At 61.4% G+C, this 19,254-nt stretch carries 18 protein-coding genes; 6 read left to right on the top strand and 12 right to left on the bottom strand.

The window, feature by feature from the left end; translation table 11 throughout:
- The 3 genes from ABIC76_RS12905 to ABIC76_RS12895 all read right to left on the bottom strand — a co-directional run.
- Nucleotides 1-587 (bottom strand): electron transfer flavoprotein subunit beta/FixA family protein (locus ABIC76_RS12905; RefSeq protein ID WP_354534199.1); only part of this gene is annotated, 587 nt, incomplete at its 3' end.
- Between the two features lie 20 nt (nt 588-607).
- Entirely contained in the window at nt 608-1,993 is a 1,386-nt protein-coding gene (locus ABIC76_RS12900) for an FAD-binding oxidoreductase (RefSeq protein ID WP_354534198.1), read from the bottom strand.
- Nucleotides 1,990-3,327 (bottom strand): MFS transporter, encoded by a 1,338-nt coding sequence (locus ABIC76_RS12895; RefSeq protein ID WP_354534197.1) that lies wholly within the window; start codon nt 3,325-3,327, stop codon nt 1,990-1,992. The genes ABIC76_RS12900 and ABIC76_RS12895 overlap by 4 nt, the downstream gene beginning before the upstream one ends.
- A 125-nt stretch (nt 3,328-3,452) precedes the next feature.
- Here ABIC76_RS12895 and ABIC76_RS12890 point away from each other — a divergent pair, with 125 nt between their 5' ends.
- The gene (locus ABIC76_RS12890) at nt 3,453-4,388 is read left to right on the top strand and encodes a LysR family transcriptional regulator (RefSeq protein WP_354534196.1); all 936 of its coding nucleotides are present in this window, start codon (nt 3,453-3,455) and stop codon (nt 4,386-4,388) included.
- Between the two features lie 74 nt (nt 4,389-4,462).
- Here ABIC76_RS12890 and ABIC76_RS12885 read toward each other — a convergent pair whose 3' ends face one another.
- Nucleotides 4,463-5,443 carry a LacI family DNA-binding transcriptional regulator gene (locus ABIC76_RS12885; protein ID WP_354534195.1) on the bottom strand — a complete coding sequence of 327 codons (981 nt, stop codon included), beginning with the start codon at nt 5,441-5,443 and terminating at the stop codon, nt 4,463-4,465.
- Between the two features lie 286 nt (nt 5,444-5,729).
- Here ABIC76_RS12885 and ABIC76_RS12880 point away from each other — a divergent pair, with 286 nt between their 5' ends.
- Together ABIC76_RS12880 and ABIC76_RS12875 are read left to right on the top strand one after the other, a co-directional pair.
- The gene (locus tag ABIC76_RS12880; RefSeq protein WP_354534194.1) at nt 5,730-7,088 is read left to right on the top strand and encodes an MFS transporter; all 1,359 of its coding nucleotides are present in this window, start codon (nt 5,730-5,732) and stop codon (nt 7,086-7,088) included.
- 51 nt (nt 7,089-7,139) lie between these two features.
- Nucleotides 7,140-8,297, top strand: a complete 1,158-nt coding sequence (locus tag ABIC76_RS12875; RefSeq protein WP_354534193.1) for an L-talarate/galactarate dehydratase — start codon at nt 7,140-7,142, stop codon at nt 8,295-8,297.
- A gap of 453 nt (nt 8,298-8,750) precedes the next feature.
- Here ABIC76_RS12875 and ABIC76_RS12870 read toward each other — a convergent pair whose 3' ends face one another.
- From ABIC76_RS12870 to ABIC76_RS12845, 6 genes are all read right to left on the bottom strand, one after another.
- Nucleotides 8,751-9,752, bottom strand: coding sequence for a transketolase family protein (locus ABIC76_RS12870; RefSeq protein WP_354534192.1), 1,002 nt, complete (start codon nt 9,750-9,752; stop codon nt 8,751-8,753).
- A complete protein-coding gene (locus ABIC76_RS12865; protein WP_354534191.1) occupies nt 9,749-10,600 on the bottom strand; it encodes a transketolase in 852 nt (283 codons plus the stop codon). Before ABIC76_RS12865 ends, ABIC76_RS12870 begins: the two co-directional genes overlap by 4 nt.
- Before the next feature lie 49 nt (nt 10,601-10,649).
- Nucleotides 10,650-11,975 (bottom strand): MFS transporter, encoded by a 1,326-nt coding sequence (locus ABIC76_RS12860; RefSeq protein WP_354534190.1) that lies wholly within the window; start codon nt 11,973-11,975, stop codon nt 10,650-10,652.
- A 92-nt stretch (nt 11,976-12,067) separates the two neighbouring features.
- Nucleotides 12,068-12,817 carry an SDR family NAD(P)-dependent oxidoreductase gene (locus ABIC76_RS12855; RefSeq protein ID WP_096745282.1) on the bottom strand — a complete coding sequence of 250 codons (750 nt, stop codon included), beginning with the start codon at nt 12,815-12,817 and terminating at the stop codon, nt 12,068-12,070.
- A gap of 149 nt (nt 12,818-12,966) precedes the next feature.
- The gene (locus ABIC76_RS12850; protein WP_096745283.1) at nt 12,967-13,860 is read right to left on the bottom strand and encodes a LysR substrate-binding domain-containing protein; all 894 of its coding nucleotides are present in this window, start codon (nt 13,858-13,860) and stop codon (nt 12,967-12,969) included.
- A gap of 355 nt (nt 13,861-14,215) precedes the next feature.
- Nucleotides 14,216-15,178, bottom strand: coding sequence for a LysR family transcriptional regulator (locus ABIC76_RS12845; RefSeq protein ID WP_354534189.1), 963 nt, complete (start codon nt 15,176-15,178; stop codon nt 14,216-14,218).
- A 137-nt stretch (nt 15,179-15,315) separates the two neighbouring features.
- Here ABIC76_RS12845 and ABIC76_RS12840 point away from each other — a divergent pair, with 137 nt between their 5' ends.
- Both ABIC76_RS12840 and ABIC76_RS12835 read left to right on the top strand, forming a co-directional pair.
- Nucleotides 15,316-16,050 carry an SDR family NAD(P)-dependent oxidoreductase gene (locus ABIC76_RS12840; RefSeq protein WP_354534188.1) on the top strand — a complete coding sequence of 245 codons (735 nt, stop codon included), beginning with the start codon at nt 15,316-15,318 and terminating at the stop codon, nt 16,048-16,050.
- 81 nt (nt 16,051-16,131) lie between these two features.
- A complete protein-coding gene (locus ABIC76_RS12835) occupies nt 16,132-16,620 on the top strand; it encodes a RidA family protein (protein ID WP_354534187.1) in 489 nt (162 codons plus the stop codon).
- Between the two features lie 98 nt (nt 16,621-16,718).
- Here the strand turns inward: ABIC76_RS12835 and ABIC76_RS12830 are convergent, their stop codons facing one another.
- Nucleotides 16,719-17,288: a TetR/AcrR family transcriptional regulator gene (locus tag ABIC76_RS12830; RefSeq protein ID WP_354534186.1), complete on the bottom strand. Its 570-nt coding sequence runs from the start codon at nt 17,286-17,288 to the stop codon at nt 16,719-16,721.
- Between the two features lie 133 nt (nt 17,289-17,421).
- Here ABIC76_RS12830 and ABIC76_RS12825 point away from each other — a divergent pair, with 133 nt between their 5' ends.
- Nucleotides 17,422-17,889, top strand: a complete 468-nt coding sequence (locus tag ABIC76_RS12825; RefSeq protein ID WP_354534185.1) for a nuclear transport factor 2 family protein — start codon at nt 17,422-17,424, stop codon at nt 17,887-17,889.
- Between the two features lie 413 nt (nt 17,890-18,302).
- Here the strand turns inward: ABIC76_RS12825 and ABIC76_RS12820 are convergent, their stop codons facing one another.
- Complete coding sequence (locus tag ABIC76_RS12820; RefSeq protein WP_354534184.1) at nt 18,303-19,202, bottom strand: LysR family transcriptional regulator; 900 nt, start codon at nt 19,200-19,202, stop codon at nt 18,303-18,305.
- Nucleotides 19,203-19,254 lie beyond the last annotated feature (52 nt).

Raw genomic sequence — 19,254 nt, 5'->3', positions numbered from 1 at the left:
TTCTTCGCCTTCATGATGTTCGGCAGCGTCACGTAGCGCGGCTCGTTCAGGCGCAAGTCGGTGGTGACCACGGCCGGCAGCTTGACCGACAGGGTTTCCAGGCCGCCGTCCACTTCACGCGTGACCGAAGCCTTGCCGTCAGCAATCTGCACCTTCGAGGCAAACGTGGCTTGCGGCAGGCCAGCCAGTGCAGCCAGCATCTGGCCGGTCTGGTTGGCATCGTCGTCAATCGCCTGCTTGCCGAGGATGATCAGTTGCGGCTGTTCCTTGTCGACCAGCGCCTTGAGCAGCTTGGCGACCGCCAGCGGCTGCAGCTCTTCAGTGGTTTCGACCAGAATGCCGCGATCGGCACCGATGGCCATGGCGGTGCGCAGGGTTTCCTGGCACTGCGTCACGCCGCACGAAACGGCGATCACTTCGGTAGCGACGCCCGCCTCTTTCAGGCGAACCGCCTCTTCCACGGCGATCTCGTCGAACGGGTTCATGCTCATCTTGACGTTGGCCAGATCGACACCGCTGCCGTCCGTCTTCACGCGAACCTTCACGTTGTAATCGATCACGCGCTTGACTGCGACCAGGACTTTCATCGTGCTTCCCCTCTTGCTGTTTATAGAATCCGGCCGCTGTTGAGAATCGAATTCGGGTCGAACAATGCCTTGAGGCTGCGCATCAGCGAGATTTCCTCCGTGGACCGGCTGTTGTGCAAGAACGCCTTCTTGATGACGCCGATGCCATGTTCCGCAGAGATGGAGCCGCCCACGTCCCGAACCGCGGTGTAGACGATGTCCTCGACGCAATGCAGGTTCTCGTCTGTCGAATGGGGGCCCGACAGAACGTGCAGGTTGCCGTCGCCGATGTGTCCGAAGAACAGATGCTGCTGATCTGGGAACCTTCGCGTCAAAACCTCTCGGGTCGAACTCACGAACGTCTCCATGGCGGCCATCGGGATTCCCACATCAAACGCAGCGTGGGGTTTCATCTGCGCCAGAAGTTCGCCGACAGTTTCCCGGTATTGCCACAGCCGTTCCTTGTCATCGAGCGACTGCGCAACGATGACGTCCATCACCGTCTCCGCTTCCAACGCGTCGCCCAGGAAGGTCTCGAGTTGCCGACGCTCTTCATCCTCGTTGGCACCCTGCGTTTCAATCAGGACGTAGACGGGCGCCTCTGCTGTAAATGGCTGGCGAAAGGATGCAATCTGGATAGCCGCTGCCATGAAATCGGCCCACATCACCTCAAATGCCGAGAGGCTTGGCAGCGCCATACGCGCTTGTTTAAGGAGTCGAGCGGCGGACGAGAATGAAGGCAGTGCGCACAACGCGGTGCACGAACTGGTCGGCTTGGGGGTCAGCTTCAAGACGAGCCGCGTGATGACACCCAGCGTCCCCTCACTGCCAATGAAAAGATGCTTCAGGTCGATGCCGGTGGTGTTTTTCTCCACTCGGTTGAGCATCGTAAGGAGGGTGCCGTTGGGCAACGCAACCTCGATGCCCAGCACCATCGCGCGCATGGTTCCGTAGCGGATGACGCGGTTTCCCCCCGCATTGACGGCCGCGTTTCCGCCCAGTTGGCAGGATCCTCGCGCACCGAGGTCCAAGGGGAATGACCACCCGTGCTCTTCAACGCTCTTCTGCAGCGCTTCAAGGACCACCCCAGCTTGTACGACGGCGATACCGCCAACCGCATCGATCTCTTCAATGCGGTTCAGCCGCGAGAGCGAAAGCGCAATCTCGCCCGGGCGCGGCGTGCCTCCACCGGCAAGCCCGGTCAGGCCGCCTTGCACCACAACAGGCTGCGAAAAGCGCGAACACACGTCGAGCGCCGCCGCCACCTGTTGCGGCGTTTGCGGCAGCAGAACCAGTCCGGGCAACTGCCTTGGCGCTTCGCTCCAGTCGCCGGCGTACGCCGACACGAGGTCCTCGTCACGGACGATGCAAGCCTCTCCGAGCACGTCGACCAGGGCGGCGTACAAGTCTTCTAGGTGGTGTTTCATGATGCAGATTCCTGATTGAGCAGGCTGGCAGCGGCCTTGTGCGACTGGTCTCGAAGCGCGAATACGATGGCGCCCGACGCAAAGAGACATCCGGCAATGACGTAGAGCGCCAGGTTCGTACTGCCGGTGTGATCGACAATCCAGCCGACCATGTAAGGGCTCAGGAAGCCGGCGAGATTGCCCACTGAGTTGATCAACGCGATGCCAGCAGCGGCTGCAACGCCGCCCAGCAGGGAAGTTGGAATTCGCCAGAACACAGGCGCAAGACACTGCAGACCCATGCAAGCCAGCGTAAGCGCCACAATTGAGACGGCTCGATGATCGCTATATGCAGCACTCAAGGCCAACCCGGCCGCTCCCGCAATCGCCGCCACCAAGTAGTGCCAACGATGCTCGTTTCGATGATCGGCACTGCGTCCGACAACGAGCATGGCCGCAATACCAAACGCATACGGAATCGCGGACAGCAGCCCGACTTCAGAGGGCGACTTCACACCCAGATTTTTGATGATGGAAGGAAGCCAGAACCCGAATCCGTACTGGCCCATGGCTGCCCCGAAGTAGACGAGTGCCAAGACCCAGACAAGGGGTCGTCGAAACGCAGCAGACAATGAAACCGTCGTTTTGCGTTGGCTATCCGCTTGAATGTTGGCAACCAGCAGTTGCTGCTCCGCCGGGGTCAGCCATTTGGCGGCATGAATGCTGTCGTCGAGATAAAAAAGGGCGGCGATGCCAATGACGAGCGAGGGAACGCTTTCGACAAGAAAGAGCCACTGCCAGCCGGCCAACGCGTGATAGCCGTCGAGCGCAGTCAGGATCCACCCCGATAGCACACCCCCACTGACCCCAGCGATCGGGATGGCCGTCATGAAGATGGCGATCACGCGGCTCCTTCGGTTGGCGGGATACCAGTAGGTCAGATACAGGATGATGGCGGGAAAAAACCCCGCTTCGGCCGCCCCGATCAAAAAGCGCACTACGTAGAACGCCGTGGTGGAGTGTGCGAACGCCATGACGCCTGTGAGCAACGCCCACGTGATCATGATCCGCGCGATCCAGCGCCGCGCGCCTACGCGATGCATGACGAGGTTGCTCGGAACCTCGAACAGGAAATAGGCGAGAAAGAAAATGCCGGCACCGAAGCCATAGGCCTGCTCGCTCCATCCCAACTGGGAGACCATCTGAAGCTTGGCAAAAGCAACATTGACGCGGTCTAGAAACGCGATCACGAAGCACAGGCAAAGAAACGGGACCAACCGCCACGTGACTTTTCTGTAGGTGCGTTCTTCAGAATCGCCCGTCGTGGCGAGGGCCGCAATGGTGGGGGGCGCCATGGTGTCTCCTTGGGTGGAATCGCTTATTTTTTCTTTGGACTGGCGCGAGCATGCGGCACGACATAGAACAACACAATCGATGAATAGTGGCCTATTATGAAGCTTGTCTTATTAATCGGTCGAACATGTCTCAAGCGCGTTTCACCCCGCGACAACTCAGCGCCTTCCTGACCGTTGCCGACGTTCGTAGCTTTGCCAAAGCGGGTGAGCGAATGAGTCTGTCAGCCTCGGCGATCAGCCAACTCGTGGCGGAACTCGAGGCGGCGGTGGGTTTTCGACTGTTTGATCGGACGACCCGCAGCGTGATGCTGTCCCCAGCGGGACGCGAGTTTTTGGCGCCGGCCAGAAGCGTGCTCAAGCACATTGAACTGGCCCAGTCATCCGCGGATGACATCCGCAATCGCGCGGCGGGCATCGTGCGCGTCGCTGCGCCCCTGGTGGTTGCCAGCACCATCCTGCCCGCGGCAATCAAGGCCTATGTGAAAGATCACCCTAAGGTCGTGATTCGCATCCGCGACGCGGCGGTGGACGATCTCATCAACATGGTGGTCAATGCTGACGTTGATCTCGCCATCGGACCTGACCAGGGGGTGTCGGAGGATGTCGCGAGCGTCGGCCTATTCCAAAGTCCTTGGGTGCTTTGGTGTGCGCGCAGCCATCCACTCGCCAAGCGGCGGGAAATTGCATGGGCAGACTTGCGTCATCAGCCGCTCGTTGCGGCGGGGCGGGACTACGAACGCAACGTATCCCTGATGCGAGCCGGCGCAGACGAACACGAGCGCATTGCACCCATGGATATCGTGGACAACATCAGTACAGCGCTGGGGATGGCGGCCGAGGGGTTGGCGCTTACGCTTGCACCGGCCTATGTTGGCCTATTGGGCCGCCCGCTTGGTCTGGTGATGCGACACATCGTCGATCCAGAGGTGATGCGGCAAGTGTGTCTCTACCATTCCACTAGCCGGACAGTGTCGCCTGCGGCTGAAGGGTTTCGCGATCATCTAGTCGACTGGCTCATGGGCAAAGACGATCTCGGGATGGCGGCGAGCAAAGCTAAATGATCTTTCGCTAGACGCTGGCAGCCGAGAATCTTCCAGTTATGCGATCGTGTCGCCGCACCCGGACGATTGCTGCACTAGGCACTCTCCCGATCAATGATGGAGAAACCGGTATCGATGCACACCGGGCCTCGGGCGGCGGCCATCTGGAACCGTTCAAGCAAAGCTGCTGCCGTCCGCTTGCCGATATCCGCACCGCCGACCTTGACCGTGGATAGCGCGGGGTGCAGTTGCGCCGCCATGGTCAGATCGCCGAAACCCATTACCGCCAAATCGTCAGGCACGTGCATGCCCCGGCTGGCTGCTTCCATCAGGACGCCCTCAGCAAGCGTGTCGGAGCTGCAGACGATGATGTCAGGCCTTGTGTATTCGAGCATGCGCCACAGCCCGCGCCGCCCGCCCTCAAGCGTTGCCGGTGCGGGCAGTGTTTCGAACGGACAGTCGCTGATGCCTTGTCTCGCAAGCTCTGCCTTGAAGCTTTCACATCGCCGCAAGCCGCGTGGGTCGTTGACCGAGATGACGCCGAAGCGGCGATAGCCCTTCTTCACTAGGTGGCGAGCAACGTCCCGTCCGACCTGTTCGTGTGAGAAACCGATGGCCATATCGATGGGCTTCTCGGTCAGATCCCAGATTTCCACGACGGGGATGCCGGCCCTGGTCAAGCGGTCGACAGTCGTGCTGGTGTGGTCGGTTCCCGCGAGAACGATGGCATCTGGCCGACGCCCTAGCAGTGCCTCGACCAAGGCTTCTTCACGACTGGCGGAGTAGCCCGTCAAACCTATCAGCGTCTGGTAGTTCGCCACCGACAATCCATCCATCAATGCCTGGACTGTCTCGGCAAAGATGGAGCTGGCAATGGTAGGCAGCAGAACAGCCACCAACCGGCTGCGGCTGCTGGCAAGGCCGCCGGCAAGCATGTTTGGCACATATCCCGTTGCCCGCACAGCCGCCAATACCTTCTTCTGCGTCTCCTCTCGGACGAGTTCAGGACGATTCAGAGCGCGCGAAACCGTCATGGGCGCGACGCCGGCCATACGAGCCACATCGATGAGTGTCACGCTGGACGTCCCGTCGGCAGACGTGCCTTGCGACCGGCTTTTCGGCTTTCTGGCCATATTGCCCTCCCGGCAGAGTCAGTGGGGGATGGAGGGAGGACGTTTTCGTCACCCTCGGTAACCGCAGGGTAAACGAGGATGATTGCGCAATCAATTCCGCTTGAATGATTGCGCAATCATCTAATAATGGCTTCGTCGGGTGCCGTATTTCACATGACACCGAAGGCGGCCCCGCAAAGAAAGATCTCGCTCAATTAGAAGCGAGCCTGGCATCCCACAGGAGACCCGTATGACCGTGCCAACTCAACTCGCGCATCGAACCCGGGTGCGATGGTTCATCTTGTCGATGATCTTCATCGTGACGGTATTCAACTATGTGGACCGCGCCACGCTGTCTATCGCGGCACCCGCGATGCGCCACGACCTCGGCTTTGACGCAATGGCCATGGGCATCGCGTTTTCGGCTTTCGGATGGGCCTACACGGCAATGCAGATCCCCGGCGGCCTGCTTCTCGACCGGTTCGGTGCGCGAATCGTGCTTGGAGTCAGCCTGCTTACATGGTCTGCCCTGACATTCCTCCAGGGCTACGTGCACCTGTTTGCTGCGTCAGCCTTCATCGTCCTCTTCGCGCTGCGCTTCCTGATGGGAATAGCCGAATCGCCAGCGTTCCCTTGCAACAGCCGGCTGACGGTGATGTGGTTTCCCACGCAGGAACGGGGGCTAGCGACATCAGTGTTCCAGTCAGCCCAGTACTTCGCGCTGGCAGCATTCACGCCCATCATGACGTTCACCGTCAGTACATGGGGATGGCAGTACGTCTTTTTCACTACGGGCGCCGTAGGTGTTTTGCTCGGACTGGTATGGCTACGCGTCGTCCGTGAACCATCCAGGCATGCCCGGGTGAACGCCGCAGAACTTCAGTACATCTCCACCGGCGGCGGCCTGCCCACCATGACAGATGGTCCGAGTCCGTTCAGCTGGCGTCAGTTGAAAGCGATCTCGGCCAATCGCATGATGGTGGGCATCTATATCGGTCAGTTCTGCCTGACGTCTATTACGTGGTTCTTTCTGACATGGTTCCCGACCTACCTCATCGAGGCGAAGGGCATGTCGATCTTGAAGGTGGGCGTGGTGGCCGCGATTCCCGCCGTTGCCGGTTGCCTGGGCGGAATGATCGGGGGCCTGTGGTCTGACTGGATGCTCAAGCGTGGCTTCAGTCTGACCGCTGCCCGCAAGATCCCGATCATTACCGGGCTGGCCCTGTCCAGCAGCATCGTCATTGCCAACTACGTGCAGTCGACCGCCATCGTGGTGCTCGTGATGTCGATCGCCTTCTTCGCCAAGGGTATTGGAAATCTCGGCTGGTGCATCGTGGGCGATGTCTCGCCCAAGAAAGCCATGGGCGTCAGCGGCGGCATCTTCAACCTGTGCGGCAATCTCGCAAGCATCGTTACGCCGTTGGCCATCGGTTGGATGATCAAGCAGACCGGTTCATTCGAGGCTGCGCTCACCTACGTTGCAGGCGTCGCTCTGGCGGGTGCGTTCTCTTATCTCTTGGTGGTCGGCAAGCTTGAGCGCCTTCCCTCCGAAGCCGCACCCGATATCAATTCGATTTCATCAACGGCTGCCGCGAAATCGTTGCCCTGATCTCGATGTAGCAGCAGTCAAACTTTCCATTTCTTCTCTTTAGCAATCACCATGAATCATCCTGACAGCCTTCTTACCCGCCAGCTCGCTCGCGACCGCATCGAGCACATTCGCATCAGTTCTGTTTTCCTGCCCCTTGCTGCCCCAATCAGCGACGCGAAAGTCCTCACCGGCCGCCAAAGGCCGATGACGGAAATCGCCATCCTGTTTGTCGAGATCAGCACGGCAGACGGCCATCGCGGTCTGGGCTTCAGCTATTCCAAACGTGCAGGTGGGCCAGGCCAGTTTGCGCATGCCAAAGAGATCGCGCCAGCACTCATCGGCGAAGATCCGAATGACATCGCGCGCCTGTGGGACAAGCTCGCTTGGGCTGGCGCATCGGTGGGCCGAAGCGGCTTGGCTGCCCAAGCTATCGGCGCCTTCGATGTCGCCTTGTGGGACATGAAAGCGAAACGTGCCAATTTGTCGCTTGCAAAGCTACTGGGTGCGCAACGTGATTCCGTTCGCTGCTACAACACCTCGGGTGGGTTCCTGCATACCCCACTTGATCAGTTGCTCGTCAATACCGACATCTCGCGCGCCAAGGGCATCGGGGGTATTAAGCTCAAGGTTGGTCAGCCGGATCGCGCCTTGGATGTGAAGCGTGTCGAAACGGTGCGGAAGCATCTCGGCGATGACTTCCCGCTCATGGTGGACGCCAACCAGCAGTGGGACCGACCGACTGCACAGCGTATGTGCCGCACCTTCGAGCAATTCAACCTGGTTTGGATCGAAGAACCGCTTGATTGCCATGACGCAGAGGGCCATGCCGCCCTGGCCGCACAGTTCGACACGCCGATCGCCACGGGGGAGATGCTGACCAGCGTGCCAGAGCACTGGGAATTCATCCGACAGCGCGGGGCGGATTACCTCATGCCGGATGGCCCGCGCGTTGGAGGCGTCACCCCCTTCCTCAGGATTGCCGCGTTGGCGGACCACGCGGGCCTCATGCTTGCGCCGCACTTTGCAATGGAACTACACGTTCACCTTGCGGCGGCATATTCCCGGGAACCGTGGGTCGAGCATTTCGAGTGGCTGGAGCCCCTGTTCAACGAGAAGCTGGACACCCGCGATGGGCGGATGATTGTCCCCACGCGCCCGGGCCTTGGGTTGTCCTTGAGCGAGCGGGTCGCAGGTTGGACCGCTCAGGCGACTGAAATCACAAATTGACAATAGAGGAAGTAGGACCCGCGTTCTTCCGGAATGGAAACGACGCCATCCTGTGAGCGCGGGGAGAGCGATATTGTTGCTAGAGGTCTTATCGATCCGATCTTTTGCCATAAACGAAGAAAGGCAGGGAAGCGACGGGAGAAGATTCCGCCCCGCGAAGCACTCTTGCAAATGCTCGCGATGCAACAGTCAAAGACGGTTCAGCGCGAGTGTCGGCGTTGTCGGGACTGTAAATGTGACCCCTTCGAGGACTTGCCACGACTGCTTACGCGGCGCCAACCTCGCTTGGCATAAGTTGACGAACGTTATCGCCAAGCGATGAAAGCCAGCAAACTGAAACTTACGAAGGCGAAATGCGCTTTCGTCGCGTCAGATACTCAGTATCCGACGAATGCGAAGAAATTCGACCCTGAATGGCAAAGACGCCTCCACCGACGGGCGGAGGCGTTTTTGTTAGTCCAGCCATCCCCGAATCGTGGATGCCATGACATTGGTGGAAATGCCGTAGCGGTCATGCAGCGTCGGCAGTGCACCGGCATCCAGGAACGCATCCGGCAGTCCCACCTGGCGGAACGGCACGCTGACGCCGGCGCGCATCAACGTGCCTGCGACCGCCTCGCCCAGCCCGCCGATCACGGTGTGGTTCTCTGCCACCACCACGAGCCGGCCTGAGCGTCGTGCCTCGCGCAGGATCGTCTCCGTATCGAGCGGCTTGATCGTCGGCACGTGCAGGACGCCCACGCCAATGCCATCGCCCTCCAGCGACTTGGCCACTTCGAGCGCGCGCATCGTCATGATGCCCGACGAGATGACGAGCACCTCGGCGCCGTCGCGCAGCAGCTTGGCCTTGCCCAGCTCGAACTGATAGCCGTATTCGTCAAGCACCACCGGCACGTTGCCGCGCAGCAGGCGCGCATAGACAGGCCCTTCATGCGCCGAAATGGCCGGCACCATCTGCTCGATCTCCAGCGCGTCGCATGGGTCGATGACGGTCATGTTCGGCATGGCGCGCATCAGCGCGAGGTCTTCGGCGGCCTGGTGGCTCGGCCCGTAGCCGGTGGTCAACCCAGGCAGCGCGCAGATGATCTTTACGTCGAGGTTGTCTTCGGCAATCGTCTGGTGCATGAAGTCGTATGCGCGACGGGTGGCGAAGACAGCGTAGGTCGTCACAAACGGCTGTGCACCTTCATTGGCCAAGCCGGCGGCGGCGCCCATGAGCAACTGCTCAGCCATGCCCATCTGGTAGTAGCGGTCCGGAAATTCCTTGGCGAAGATGTGCAGATCGGTGTATTTGCCCAGGTCCGCGGTCATGCCGATGATGTTCGGCTTTACGCGCGCCAACTCGGCCAGCGCATGCCCAAACGGTGCTGGGCGGGTTGCCTGCCCTTCCCCGGCGATCGACGCGATCATGGCCGAGGTCTTCAGCTTGGGCTTGTTGATGACGGTGCTGCTCATGCGGTCCTCCCGGCTTCCAGTGCTTGCAGCGCGAGCTGCCATTCGTGCGCATCAACGCGGATGAAGTGATTCTTTTCGCGTTGCTCCAGGAACGGAACACCGCAACCCATGCGGGTATCGCAGATAATCATGCGCGGCTGCGCACCCTTGTGTGCGCGCGCTGCATCGAAGGCGGCCTTGACCGCATCGATGTCGTTGCCATCCACGCGCTGGGTGAACCAGCCGAACGCTTCAAGCTTCGGCAGCAACGGCTCGAACGCCATGATCTGCGTCGACGGGCCGTCGGCCTGCTGGTTGTTCACGTCCACCACGGCGATCAGGTTGTCCAGCTTCCAATGCGCGGCGGACAGCAACCCCTCCCATACGGCACCCTCGTCCAGCTCGCCATCTGAGAACAGCGTGTAGACGAACGCGTCGGAGCCCTTGCGTTTGAGGCCGAGGCAGCGGCCGACTGCAATCGTGAGCCCCTGCCCCAACGAGCCACCAGACATCTCCATGCCGGGCGTATAACTTGCCATGCCGGACATGGGCAGCCGGCTATCGTCACTGCCGTACGTCGCCAGCTCTTCGGCCGGCAGGATGCCGGCTTCGAGCAGCGCGGCGTAGAGCGCAATCGCATAGTGGCCGTTGGAGAGCAAAAAGCGGTCGCGGCCCTCCCAGTCGGGGTCTTCGGGCCGGTAGCGCATGGCGCCGAAGTAGGCGACGGCCAGCACGTCGGCAATGTCCAGCGCTTGTCCGATGTAGCCCTGGCCTTGCACTTCGCCCATCAAGAGCGCGTTGCGGCGGATGCGGTAAGCGCGCTCGGCCAGGGGCACGGCGTCGGTTGGTGGCAATGATGTGGAAGTCATGATTGTTCCTGGATTGATGCGGAAACATGAGGCACAGACAGCAGCCAACTCAGCGGTTGACGGCCTTGGCCGGCACAAAGAACACCAGCACGGCGCCGAGCACGATGGCCGAAGAGATGAAGATCAGCCCCGCTGTTGATTTGCCCGTCAGATCGTTGAGCCAGCCGACAATGGCCGGAGAAAAGAACCCTGCGAGGTTGGCGAAGCAGTTGACTGCAGCGATGCCTGCAGCGGCCGACATGCCGCCCAACATGGCGGTGGGCAACGACCAGAACTGCGATGACGAAGACAGGATCCCAGCGGCAGCAATGCTCAGGCAGACCAGCGCGGCGCCTACGTTGCCAATCAACGGCAGCGCTGCGAACCCGGCGGCGGCCACCACCATCGGCACGGCAAGATGCAGGCGGCGCTCGCGGTGGCGATCAGCGCTCATGCCGATCAGCGGCAGCGCGACGATGGCGCATACGTAGGGCACGGCGGTGAACACGCCCACCAACAGCGGATCCGCCACGCCAGCCTTGCGGATCAACGTCGGCAGCCAGAACGTTAGCCCGTATTGCCCAAGCACCACGCAGAAGTAGATGGCGGCCAGCAGCCACAGGCGGCGGTCTGCGATGAAGGCGCCCACCGAACCATGTGCGGTTTTCTGTGCGTTGTCGCCGGCGACGTTGCGCTCGAGCAGCGCCTTTTCCGCATCGGTCAGCCACTTGGCGTTGGCAATCCCGTTGTCGAGATAGAAGAGAATCGCCACACCCAGCAGCAGCGAAGGCAAGGCTTCGATGAGGAACAGCCACTTCCAGCCGGCCAACCCCGCCGCACCGTGGAACGTATGCAGGATGTAGCCCGACAGCGGCCCGCCGACGATGCCTGCCAGCGGGATCGCCATGAAGAACATCGACAATGCCTTGGCCCGGCGCTGCGACGGGAACCAGTACGTCATGTACAGAATGACGCCCGGCGCGAAGCCCGCTTCGGCGACCCCGAGCAGAAAGCGCAGCACGTAGAACGACGTCGGCGTGCTCACGAACGCAAAGCCCGCTGAGATGACGGCCCACGTCAACATGATGCGCGCCAGCCAATTGCGCGCGCCCACCTTGTGCAGGATCACATTGCTTGGCACTTCAAAGAGAAAGTAGCCGAGAAAGAAGATGCCGGCGCCCAAGCCATACACCGTCTCGCTGAACCGCAGATCATTGAGCATCTGGAGCTTGGCGAAGCCCACGTTGACGCGGTCCAGATAGGCGCCTAGGTAACAGATCATCAGGAAGGGAATGAGCCGACGCGCAACCTTGGCGTAGGTGCGGGACTCGAACGTGGCCGCATCCGCGCGCGCCGACTCGTCGCCCGGCAAGGGCGATGCAAACTTCGTGGTCATGGTGTCTCCTACCATGTGCCCCGGGTGGGCCCGGGTGCCTGTGTCTCGAAGAAGTCCACGGCCGGTATGCCAGCCATGGCGGTGTGGGTCGTTCAGTGGATCAGCATGCCGCCGTTCACGTCGAGCGTGATGCCTGTCAAGTAGGCAGACAGATCGCTGATGAGGAACAGGCACGCGTTGGCAACGTCGGCCGCATCGCCAAGCCGGCCGAGCGGAATGCCCTTGATGATCTCCGCGCGCATCTCGGGTGTGAGCTTGTCCCCGGTGATGTCGGTCTGGATGAGCCCCGGCGTGATGGAGTTGATGCGGACATTGTCGCCACCAAATTCCCGTGCCATGGCCTTGGCCAGCCCCAGCACGCCCGCCTTTGCGGCGCTGTAGTGCGGGCCACCGAAAATACCGCCGCCACGCTGTGCGGATACCGACGACATGCAGACGATGCTGCCGCCCTTGTGCGCCTTCATGTGCGGCAACACAGCCTGCGACATATAGAGCGTGCCGCGCAAGTTCACATCGACCACAGCGTCGAAATTGCCGGCCTGGATGTCCAGCGTGCGCAGCGGCTGCGTGATCCCGGCGTTATTGATGAGACCGTCAATGCGGTCGTATTTGGTGAGAGCGGCTTGCACAGCGGCATCGCAGGCGCTGCGATCGGTTACATCGCAGGCGAGGCCCAGATGCCCTTCCCCCAGATCGCGCGCCGCCTGCTCTGCATCTTCAAGCCGCAGATCCAGCACCACCACCCGTGCACCGTGTGCAGCAAGCGCCTTCGCCGTCGCCTTGCCGATACCGCGGGGCGAGGCCGCCCCGGTCACGATGACTACCTTGTTCTCGAGCAACATCGTTGTCTCCTGCTTGTTGGAATCTTGTTGGCTGCAGTGTTGTTCCCGCAGGCCATTCGATCAACGCAGTTGGATTCAACTATGGCTGAGAAATTTTCAGATATGGGCCGCGGCGGCCTTGGTGCGCGGCACCAGACAAGCCCGCGGCGCTATGTCGTCGGATGCAGCGTCAGTTGCCGGTCGACCCAGGCAAGAAAGCGCTTCACGCGGGGCAGGTCGGCGTTCTGTGGTGGAAACACGATGTGGTGTCCAGCGACCTCAAGCGCGTGGTCGTCGCCAAACACTGGCGCCAGCCGTCCCTGCGCCACGAGGACCGAGGCCAGCAACGTGCTCTCCAACGCCACGCCAAGCCCGAGTGCCGCGGTCTCAAGCGACATGTATGAGCGGTCGAACGCAAAGTCGAACGCCACATGCATGTGTTCAACGCCCACACGCGCGAACCACTGTTGCCACTGCACAAGCGGCGTTTCGGATCGAATGAGTCGATGCGCGAGCAAATCCTCTGGGGATGACACCGGGTGTTTGTCTAGATATGCGGGCGACGCCAGCGGGACAATGCGTTCGCCGCGCAGCGTCTTGATCTGGACGTCGCGCCAATGTGCGTGTCCATAGCGGATATCGATGTCGTAAAAGCCGCTGGTAAACGAGACATCCTCATACGAACACGAGACATTCAAGCGGATGTCGCTGTGGTCCTCCTGGAACGCCGCGAGCCGGGGCAACAGCCACATCAGGCCGAAGCTCGGGCTGGAGTGCACGCGCAAGATCTCGACTTCGGCGCGGCTGGAGGCGCGCTCAGTGGCACGGCCCAAGTCGGCAAGCGCCCCCGTGATGTCACGCAAGTACTGCTCGCCTACGGGCGTCAGTACTAAGCCGCGCCCTTGCCGGAAGAACAAAGGCTGGCCAATCGCCGCCTCCAGATTGCTGATCTGGTGGCTGACAGCCGAGGCTGTCAGGCCAAGCTCTTCGGACGCGCGATTCACGCTCTTCGTCCGCGCGACGGATTCGAATGCGATGATCGCCTTCATTGGGGGAATACGCATGTTTGGCATCGCGGGCCGCGGCGAGCAGTTGACGAAATACGAAGCCTAGCCTCTTTTGCTGTGCGGCATGGACAGTTCCACACTCGGTTGTCGGCTAATCCCTGCTCTCTTCCACTGTTTCGATCCCGAGAGCGTGCCAGACAGCTTGGGACTTGTGCTCGCCTAGTGCGTCGGATTTCCGGAGAGGTTGTATCAGGACGTCCGGGGCCGACGGGCACCCGCAAAAATTCAGAGTTGCGTGAACGTCCGGCAACCGCTTCAAAAATCCAGGGGGAGATCCGATCGGGATCCGTTCGGGCCGAACCAGCGGCACGGATTCCACTGTCGGAACGCAACCTTGGCGCAAGCAAGACCTCTATTTCCGCTTGCTTCGAACCCGCGCCGCAGCTGCACGCTGATGCGCCAGCGCCGCAGCCCGCTCCACCAGAAACTCCACGAACACCCGCACGCGCAATGGCAACAAACGGCCATGCGGGTACACCAGACTGACTGGCCGAGACCTGCCTGCATACGCCTGCAGCACTTCCACCAGCGTGCCATCGGCCAGGTCTTTCTCGACGATGAAGCGATAGGTCTGGAACAACCCCGCACCGGCCCTGGCCAGGGTCACGCCGGCCAATACGTCTTCGGCACACAGGTAATGGCCTTCGGTGGGCAGCACCTCCCGATCCCTGCCTTCATCCGAAAACAACCACGCGATCGGCCGGCCGCTGCTGGGCAGATCGAACTGGATGCACTCGTGCTGCTTCAGGTCCTCCAGCGTGTGAGGGCGCCCCGCTCGCTGAAGGTAGGCGGGACTGCCGACCACGACGAGTTCGGCGTCCTCCAGATGGCGCGAGACCATGGTCGAATCCGGTTGCGTGCGAAACCGGATCGCCACGTCAAAATTTTCCTCATGAAAGTCGATATTGCGGTTGCCGATGTGGAGTTCGAACTTGAGCAGAGGAAATGCCTCCCGCAGTGCGGGCAGCAACGGCAGGAGCCGGTAGTGCCCATACGTGGTCGGCGCACTGATGCGCAGGGTGCCCGACGGCTGCACCTGTTCGCCCGTCACCTTGCGCTCCGCCTCGATCAGCTGGTTGAGCGCGGCGCGGCATTGCTCGAAGTAGTCTCTGCCGCCTTCGGTCAGACGGAGACTGCGCGTCGAGCGCACGAACAGACGTACGCCCAGGCGTTTCTCCAGACGCGCGATCGAGCGGCTCACCGCTGCCGGCGTCACCCCTGCGGTGTTGGCCGCCGCAGTAAAGCTGCCGGCCTCGGCGGCCAGGCAAAACAGCTCGATGCTGCCAAGCAGGATGTCGTCGAATTGCCGGTGCATATTTGTTACCCCATGTAATAGGACAAGTGTAGCCGACCCTATTTTTTGCTTTCCAAGGCGGCAATACAGTGCATTCCACCGGCGGCGCTCTTCCAACACGGCGCCGGCCCCATCACCCCATGCACTGGAGATTCATCATGAGCAACGCACATCCCACCGTCATCATCACGGGCGCGACAAGCGGCATCGGCCTTGGTCTGGCCGAAGCTTTTCTCAACGAGGGTTACAACGTCGTCGGCTCGGGTCGCTCGGCGCAACGCCTGCAGTCGGCTGCCGACCGCCTGAACGCCGGCGATCGCTTCCTGGGTGTGGCTGGGGATGTCGGCAAGCCCGAATCTGCGCGCGAGCTTTTTGCCCAGGCCATCGCCCGCTTCGGGCAGGTCGATGTGCTGGTGAACAATGCCGGCATCTTCGCTGCCAAGCCCTTCGTGCAGTTCACGCCCGAAGAAATCGAGGAGCAGATTTCCACCAACCTGAAGGGCACGTTGTACGCGTCGCAGGAAGCCGCCAAGCACATGAGCGAGCGCAAGCGCGGCAAGATCATCAACATCACCGCCTCGCTGGCCATGCAGCCGCACGGCAGCGTGCCGGCACTCCTGGCGGTAGCCCTGAAGGGCGGCATCAACCAGGCAACCCGTGCCTTGGCGCTTGAGTTGGCGCCCCTCGGCGTGACTGTGAATGCGGTGGCCCCTGGCGTGACAGACACGCCGATGCATCCGGCCGATACACATGCCGCACTCGGCAGCATGCACCCACTGGGCCGCATCGCACGCATCGATGAGGTCAGCGCAGCCGTGCTCTACCTCGCCAACGCAGAGTTCGTGTCGGGCACCGTGCTGCCCGTAGACGGTGGTTTCAGCGCCGGCCGCTGAGGCCTTGCACCTACCACTGACTGAAGACCGAGGACTGCCGTGAAGGTATCGCGGCAGCCCCGATCAACAAGGAGTCGCGTCATGAGCAACGCAACCGCTTTTGAGTCGTCCGTACAGCAACGGCTTGCAGCGCGCGGGCTGGCCTTGCCCGATCCGCCCAAGCCGTTGGGCAGTTACACGGCCGTCGATCAGGCAGGCCATCTGCTGTTCATTTCTGGGCAATTGCCGCTGGCCGAGGGCAAGGTCGTCTGGCAAGGCCAAGTCGGCAACCATCTGACTCTGGATGAAGGCCGACGCGCGGCCGAGCTTGCGGCGTTGAATGTGCTGGCGCAGATCCATGCCCATCTGGGCGGTCTCGAACGACTGGACCACATCGTGCGGCTGGAAGGCCATGTCACAAGCGCTGAAGGCTGGCTGCAGCAGCCCGCCGTCATCGACGGGGCATCGGATTTCCTGGCGGACGTGCTTGGCCCCCGGGCCGGCCATGCACGGGCGATCTATTCGCATTTCCAGCAGCCGGCCAACGCAGCCGTGATTCTGGTGGCGATTGCACAGGTTCGCGGCGCTTGAACCTTCCATAACTTCGGGGCTGCACGGCTGCCGCCATCGTTGCGCCACTCAAACTCTGCTGACCGGCTCTTCCAGCCGTGTGCAGCTGAGACACAGGCCTACGCTTTCCCCTTGAGGAGCGGCTCAGCAACCAGCTTGAGCGCCTCGAGAACGGTACGCAAAGGCTGCCCCATCTGAGCGTGGATGATGGCGCCATCCACGGCCAAACTCAGCGCTCTCGCCCGAGCCGGTCGTCCTGCTCCGTGTAGCAGAAGCGTCTCGAACGCCGCGGTCATTTCCTCTTTGTGGCGCCTCGCCAATTCAACCGCTTCTGGAAGTTCGACGGCGGCGTTGATGAACGCGCAACCGCGAAAGTCCGGGTGACGCCACCACTCATTGAAGGTCGCCAGCAAGGCATCCAGCGGCGGGCTTCCCGAACCGAGATGTCGCTCCAACGTTGCCCGAAGCCACCGCATCCAGTTGTCGTGGCGGAAATCCAGATAAGCCGTGATGAGGTCGTTCTTGCTCGGGTAGTGCCGATAAAACGTCGCTTTCGCAACCTGGGATACCTCAATGACGCGGTCAATCCCGGTTGCACGAATGCCTTCACGATAGAAGAGGTCGTGCGCAGTCAACAGGATGCGCTCACGGGCAGAGAAATCGCTGGGGGCACGGGTTTCAGAGGTCATAGGGGCATTGTAGACAAGTTTGTCTGCCCCAACCGTGTAGCGGCAATCTCGACCTAGACAGATCTGTCTCTATGCGCTACCTTCGCACATAGACAGATCTGTCTACATCCACCAACAACCGCATGGAGTTGCCATGGAAGCGCGCCCGCCCCTCCCCCCCTTCACCCGCGAGACCGCCATCCAGAAGGTTCGGCTGGCAGAAGACGCGTGGAATACACGTGAACCCGCCCGCATCGTCCTGGCATACAGCCTGGATACCCGCTGGCGTAACCGTACGGAGTTTCCTGTCGGTCGAGAACAAGCGCAGGCGCTCCTCGAGCGGAAGTGGAAGCGCGAACTCGACTATCGCCTGATCAAGGAGTTGTGGGCGTTCGAAGGAAACCGTATCGCCGTGCGCTTTGCCTACGAGTGGCACGACGACGCTGGTCAGTGGTATCGCAGTTACGGCAATGAGAACTGGGAATTCGACGAACAAGGCCTGATGACGCATCGCCATGCGAGCATCAACGACCTCCCTATCAAGGAAGCCGACAGGAAGTTCTTCTGGCCCCTTGGGCGCCGCCCGGAGGATCATCCCGGTTTGTCTCAACTGGGGCTCTGAGTTTCGCGAGGGCGACGATCTTGCCGAGTGTGGCCGCACTGGTAGGGCGGCCAGCGCATGTTGTGACGATGGTCGGCAACTTCACTCCCAAACAGTGAAGTTCCACTCTCAAACACTGGCGCTTCACCCTCAAACACTGAAGCTCCACCCTCAAACACTGAAGCTCCACCCTCAAACACTGAAGCTTCACCCTCAAACACTGAAGCTTCACCCTCAAACACTGAAGCTTCACCCTCAAACACTGAAGTTTCACCCTCAGACACTGAAGCTTCACCCTCAGACACTCGAACCCCACGGTCCAAGCCTCGCGTTCCACGCTTAAACACTGGCGCAGCGAACGGGAAGCCCGTCACCCATTTCGTCTTCAAGGCCGGCGTCTCCTGGAACTGCCGTGGCAGCTTGCCACCCGCGTTTTAAGGCGACGAACGGATAAAGGCCGCCAGCTCTTGCGGCTCGCCCGTCGGGAACGCGTCTTTGAGATGGTCGAGAAAAGCGGAAACGCGGGCGCTCAGCAACCGTCTGGACGGATACAGCGCCCAGACCGAGATATCAGAACCCTCCACATCGCCCCAATGCACCAGCGTGCCGGCCTCCAGGTCCTGTGCGACCAGTGACACCGGCAGGCAGGCGGCGCCCACGCCCAGACGGACCGTGTCGCGCACCATGATGAGCGACGACAACTGCGCGATCGGCCTGATGCCGATGCGCGACTTGCCCTCCGGCCCAGTGATGTCCCAGGCGGCGGTCCCACTGCCCGGGCCACGGACAACGGCTGGCGTCACGGCTTGCCCCGACGGGCGCTCCAGTGCGGGCGCGGCTACGACGACCAGGCGGTCATGCAGGAACACGCGTCCGATCAGGCTTTCGTCCGGGTCCGGGTTGACACGGATCACAAGGTCATACCCCTCTTCGATCATGTCGACGCTGCGGTCTTCGGTCGTCACCTCCAGCTGCACCTCGGGATACTTCAGCGCAAACGTGGCCACCAGCTTGCCCATGGCGACCTGCGAAAACAGCATGGGCGCGCTGATGCGCAGACGTCCGCGCGGCTGTTCGCTGCCCGATGCAATTGCCGCGGCGGTTTCCGCGATCTCGGCGAGCAGCGTGCCCGTGCGCTCATACAGCGCATGGCCCTCCTGCGTCAGCTTGAGCCCGCGCGAACCGCGCTCGAACAGCCGCAGATCGAGACTGCCCTCCAGCTCCGAGACCCGGCGAGAAAGCGTCGCCTTCGGCCGCCCCGTCGCCCGGGCGGCCTCGCCAAAGCTTCCATGTCGGGCAACGAGGTTGAAATCCGCAAGCGCCAGCAAATCCATGTGTTCCACCTTTGAGACACGCTGTCTATTTATAGCATCTTCCGGACCATAG

Source organism: Ralstonia sp. 1138, from assembly GCF_040544795.1.
In the GTDB taxonomy this organism is placed as follows: domain Bacteria; phylum Pseudomonadota; class Gammaproteobacteria; order Burkholderiales; family Burkholderiaceae; genus Ralstonia; species Ralstonia flatus.
This window is presented reverse-complemented; position numbering and strand designations above follow the sequence as displayed.

Bases quoted from the DNA above. Each gene is read 5' to 3' on its own strand.
- ABIC76_RS12880 (WP_354534194.1), top strand. From the start codon at position 5,730: ATGACCGTGCCAACTCAACTCGCGCATCGAACCCGGGTGCGATGGTTC.
- ABIC76_RS12890 (WP_354534196.1), top strand. From the start codon at position 3,453: ATGTCTCAAGCGCGTTTCACCCCGCGACAACTCAGCGCCTTCCTGACC.
- ABIC76_RS12825 (WP_354534185.1), top strand. From the start codon at position 17,422: ATGGAAGCGCGCCCGCCCCTCCCCCCCTTCACCCGCGAGACCGCCATC.
- ABIC76_RS12840 (WP_354534188.1), top strand. From the start codon at position 15,316: ATGAGCAACGCACATCCCACCGTCATCATCACGGGCGCGACAAGCGGC.
- ABIC76_RS12895 (WP_354534197.1), bottom strand. From the start codon at position 3,327: ATGGCGCCCCCCACCATTGCGGCCCTCGCCACGACGGGCGATTCTGAA.
- ABIC76_RS12845 (WP_354534189.1), bottom strand. From the start codon at position 15,178: ATGCACCGGCAATTCGACGACATCCTGCTTGGCAGCATCGAGCTGTTT.
- ABIC76_RS12820 (WP_354534184.1), bottom strand. From the start codon at position 19,202: ATGGATTTGCTGGCGCTTGCGGATTTCAACCTCGTTGCCCGACATGGA.
- ABIC76_RS12835 (WP_354534187.1), top strand. From the start codon at position 16,132: ATGAGCAACGCAACCGCTTTTGAGTCGTCCGTACAGCAACGGCTTGCA.
- ABIC76_RS12850 (WP_096745283.1), bottom strand. From the start codon at position 13,860: ATGCGTATTCCCCCAATGAAGGCGATCATCGCATTCGAATCCGTCGCG.
- ABIC76_RS12855 (WP_096745282.1), bottom strand. From the start codon at position 12,817: ATGTTGCTCGAGAACAAGGTAGTCATCGTGACCGGGGCGGCCTCGCCC.
- ABIC76_RS12870 (WP_354534192.1), bottom strand. From the start codon at position 9,752: ATGAGCAGCACCGTCATCAACAAGCCCAAGCTGAAGACCTCGGCCATG.
- ABIC76_RS12865 (WP_354534191.1), bottom strand. From the start codon at position 10,600: ATGACTTCCACATCATTGCCACCAACCGACGCCGTGCCCCTGGCCGAG.
- ABIC76_RS12830 (WP_354534186.1), bottom strand. From the start codon at position 17,288: ATGACCTCTGAAACCCGTGCCCCCAGCGATTTCTCTGCCCGTGAGCGC.
- ABIC76_RS12860 (WP_354534190.1), bottom strand. From the start codon at position 11,975: ATGACCACGAAGTTTGCATCGCCCTTGCCGGGCGACGAGTCGGCGCGC.
- ABIC76_RS12900 (WP_354534198.1), bottom strand. From the start codon at position 1,993: ATGAAACACCACCTAGAAGACTTGTACGCCGCCCTGGTCGACGTGCTC.
- ABIC76_RS12875 (WP_354534193.1), top strand. From the start codon at position 7,140: ATGAATCATCCTGACAGCCTTCTTACCCGCCAGCTCGCTCGCGACCGC.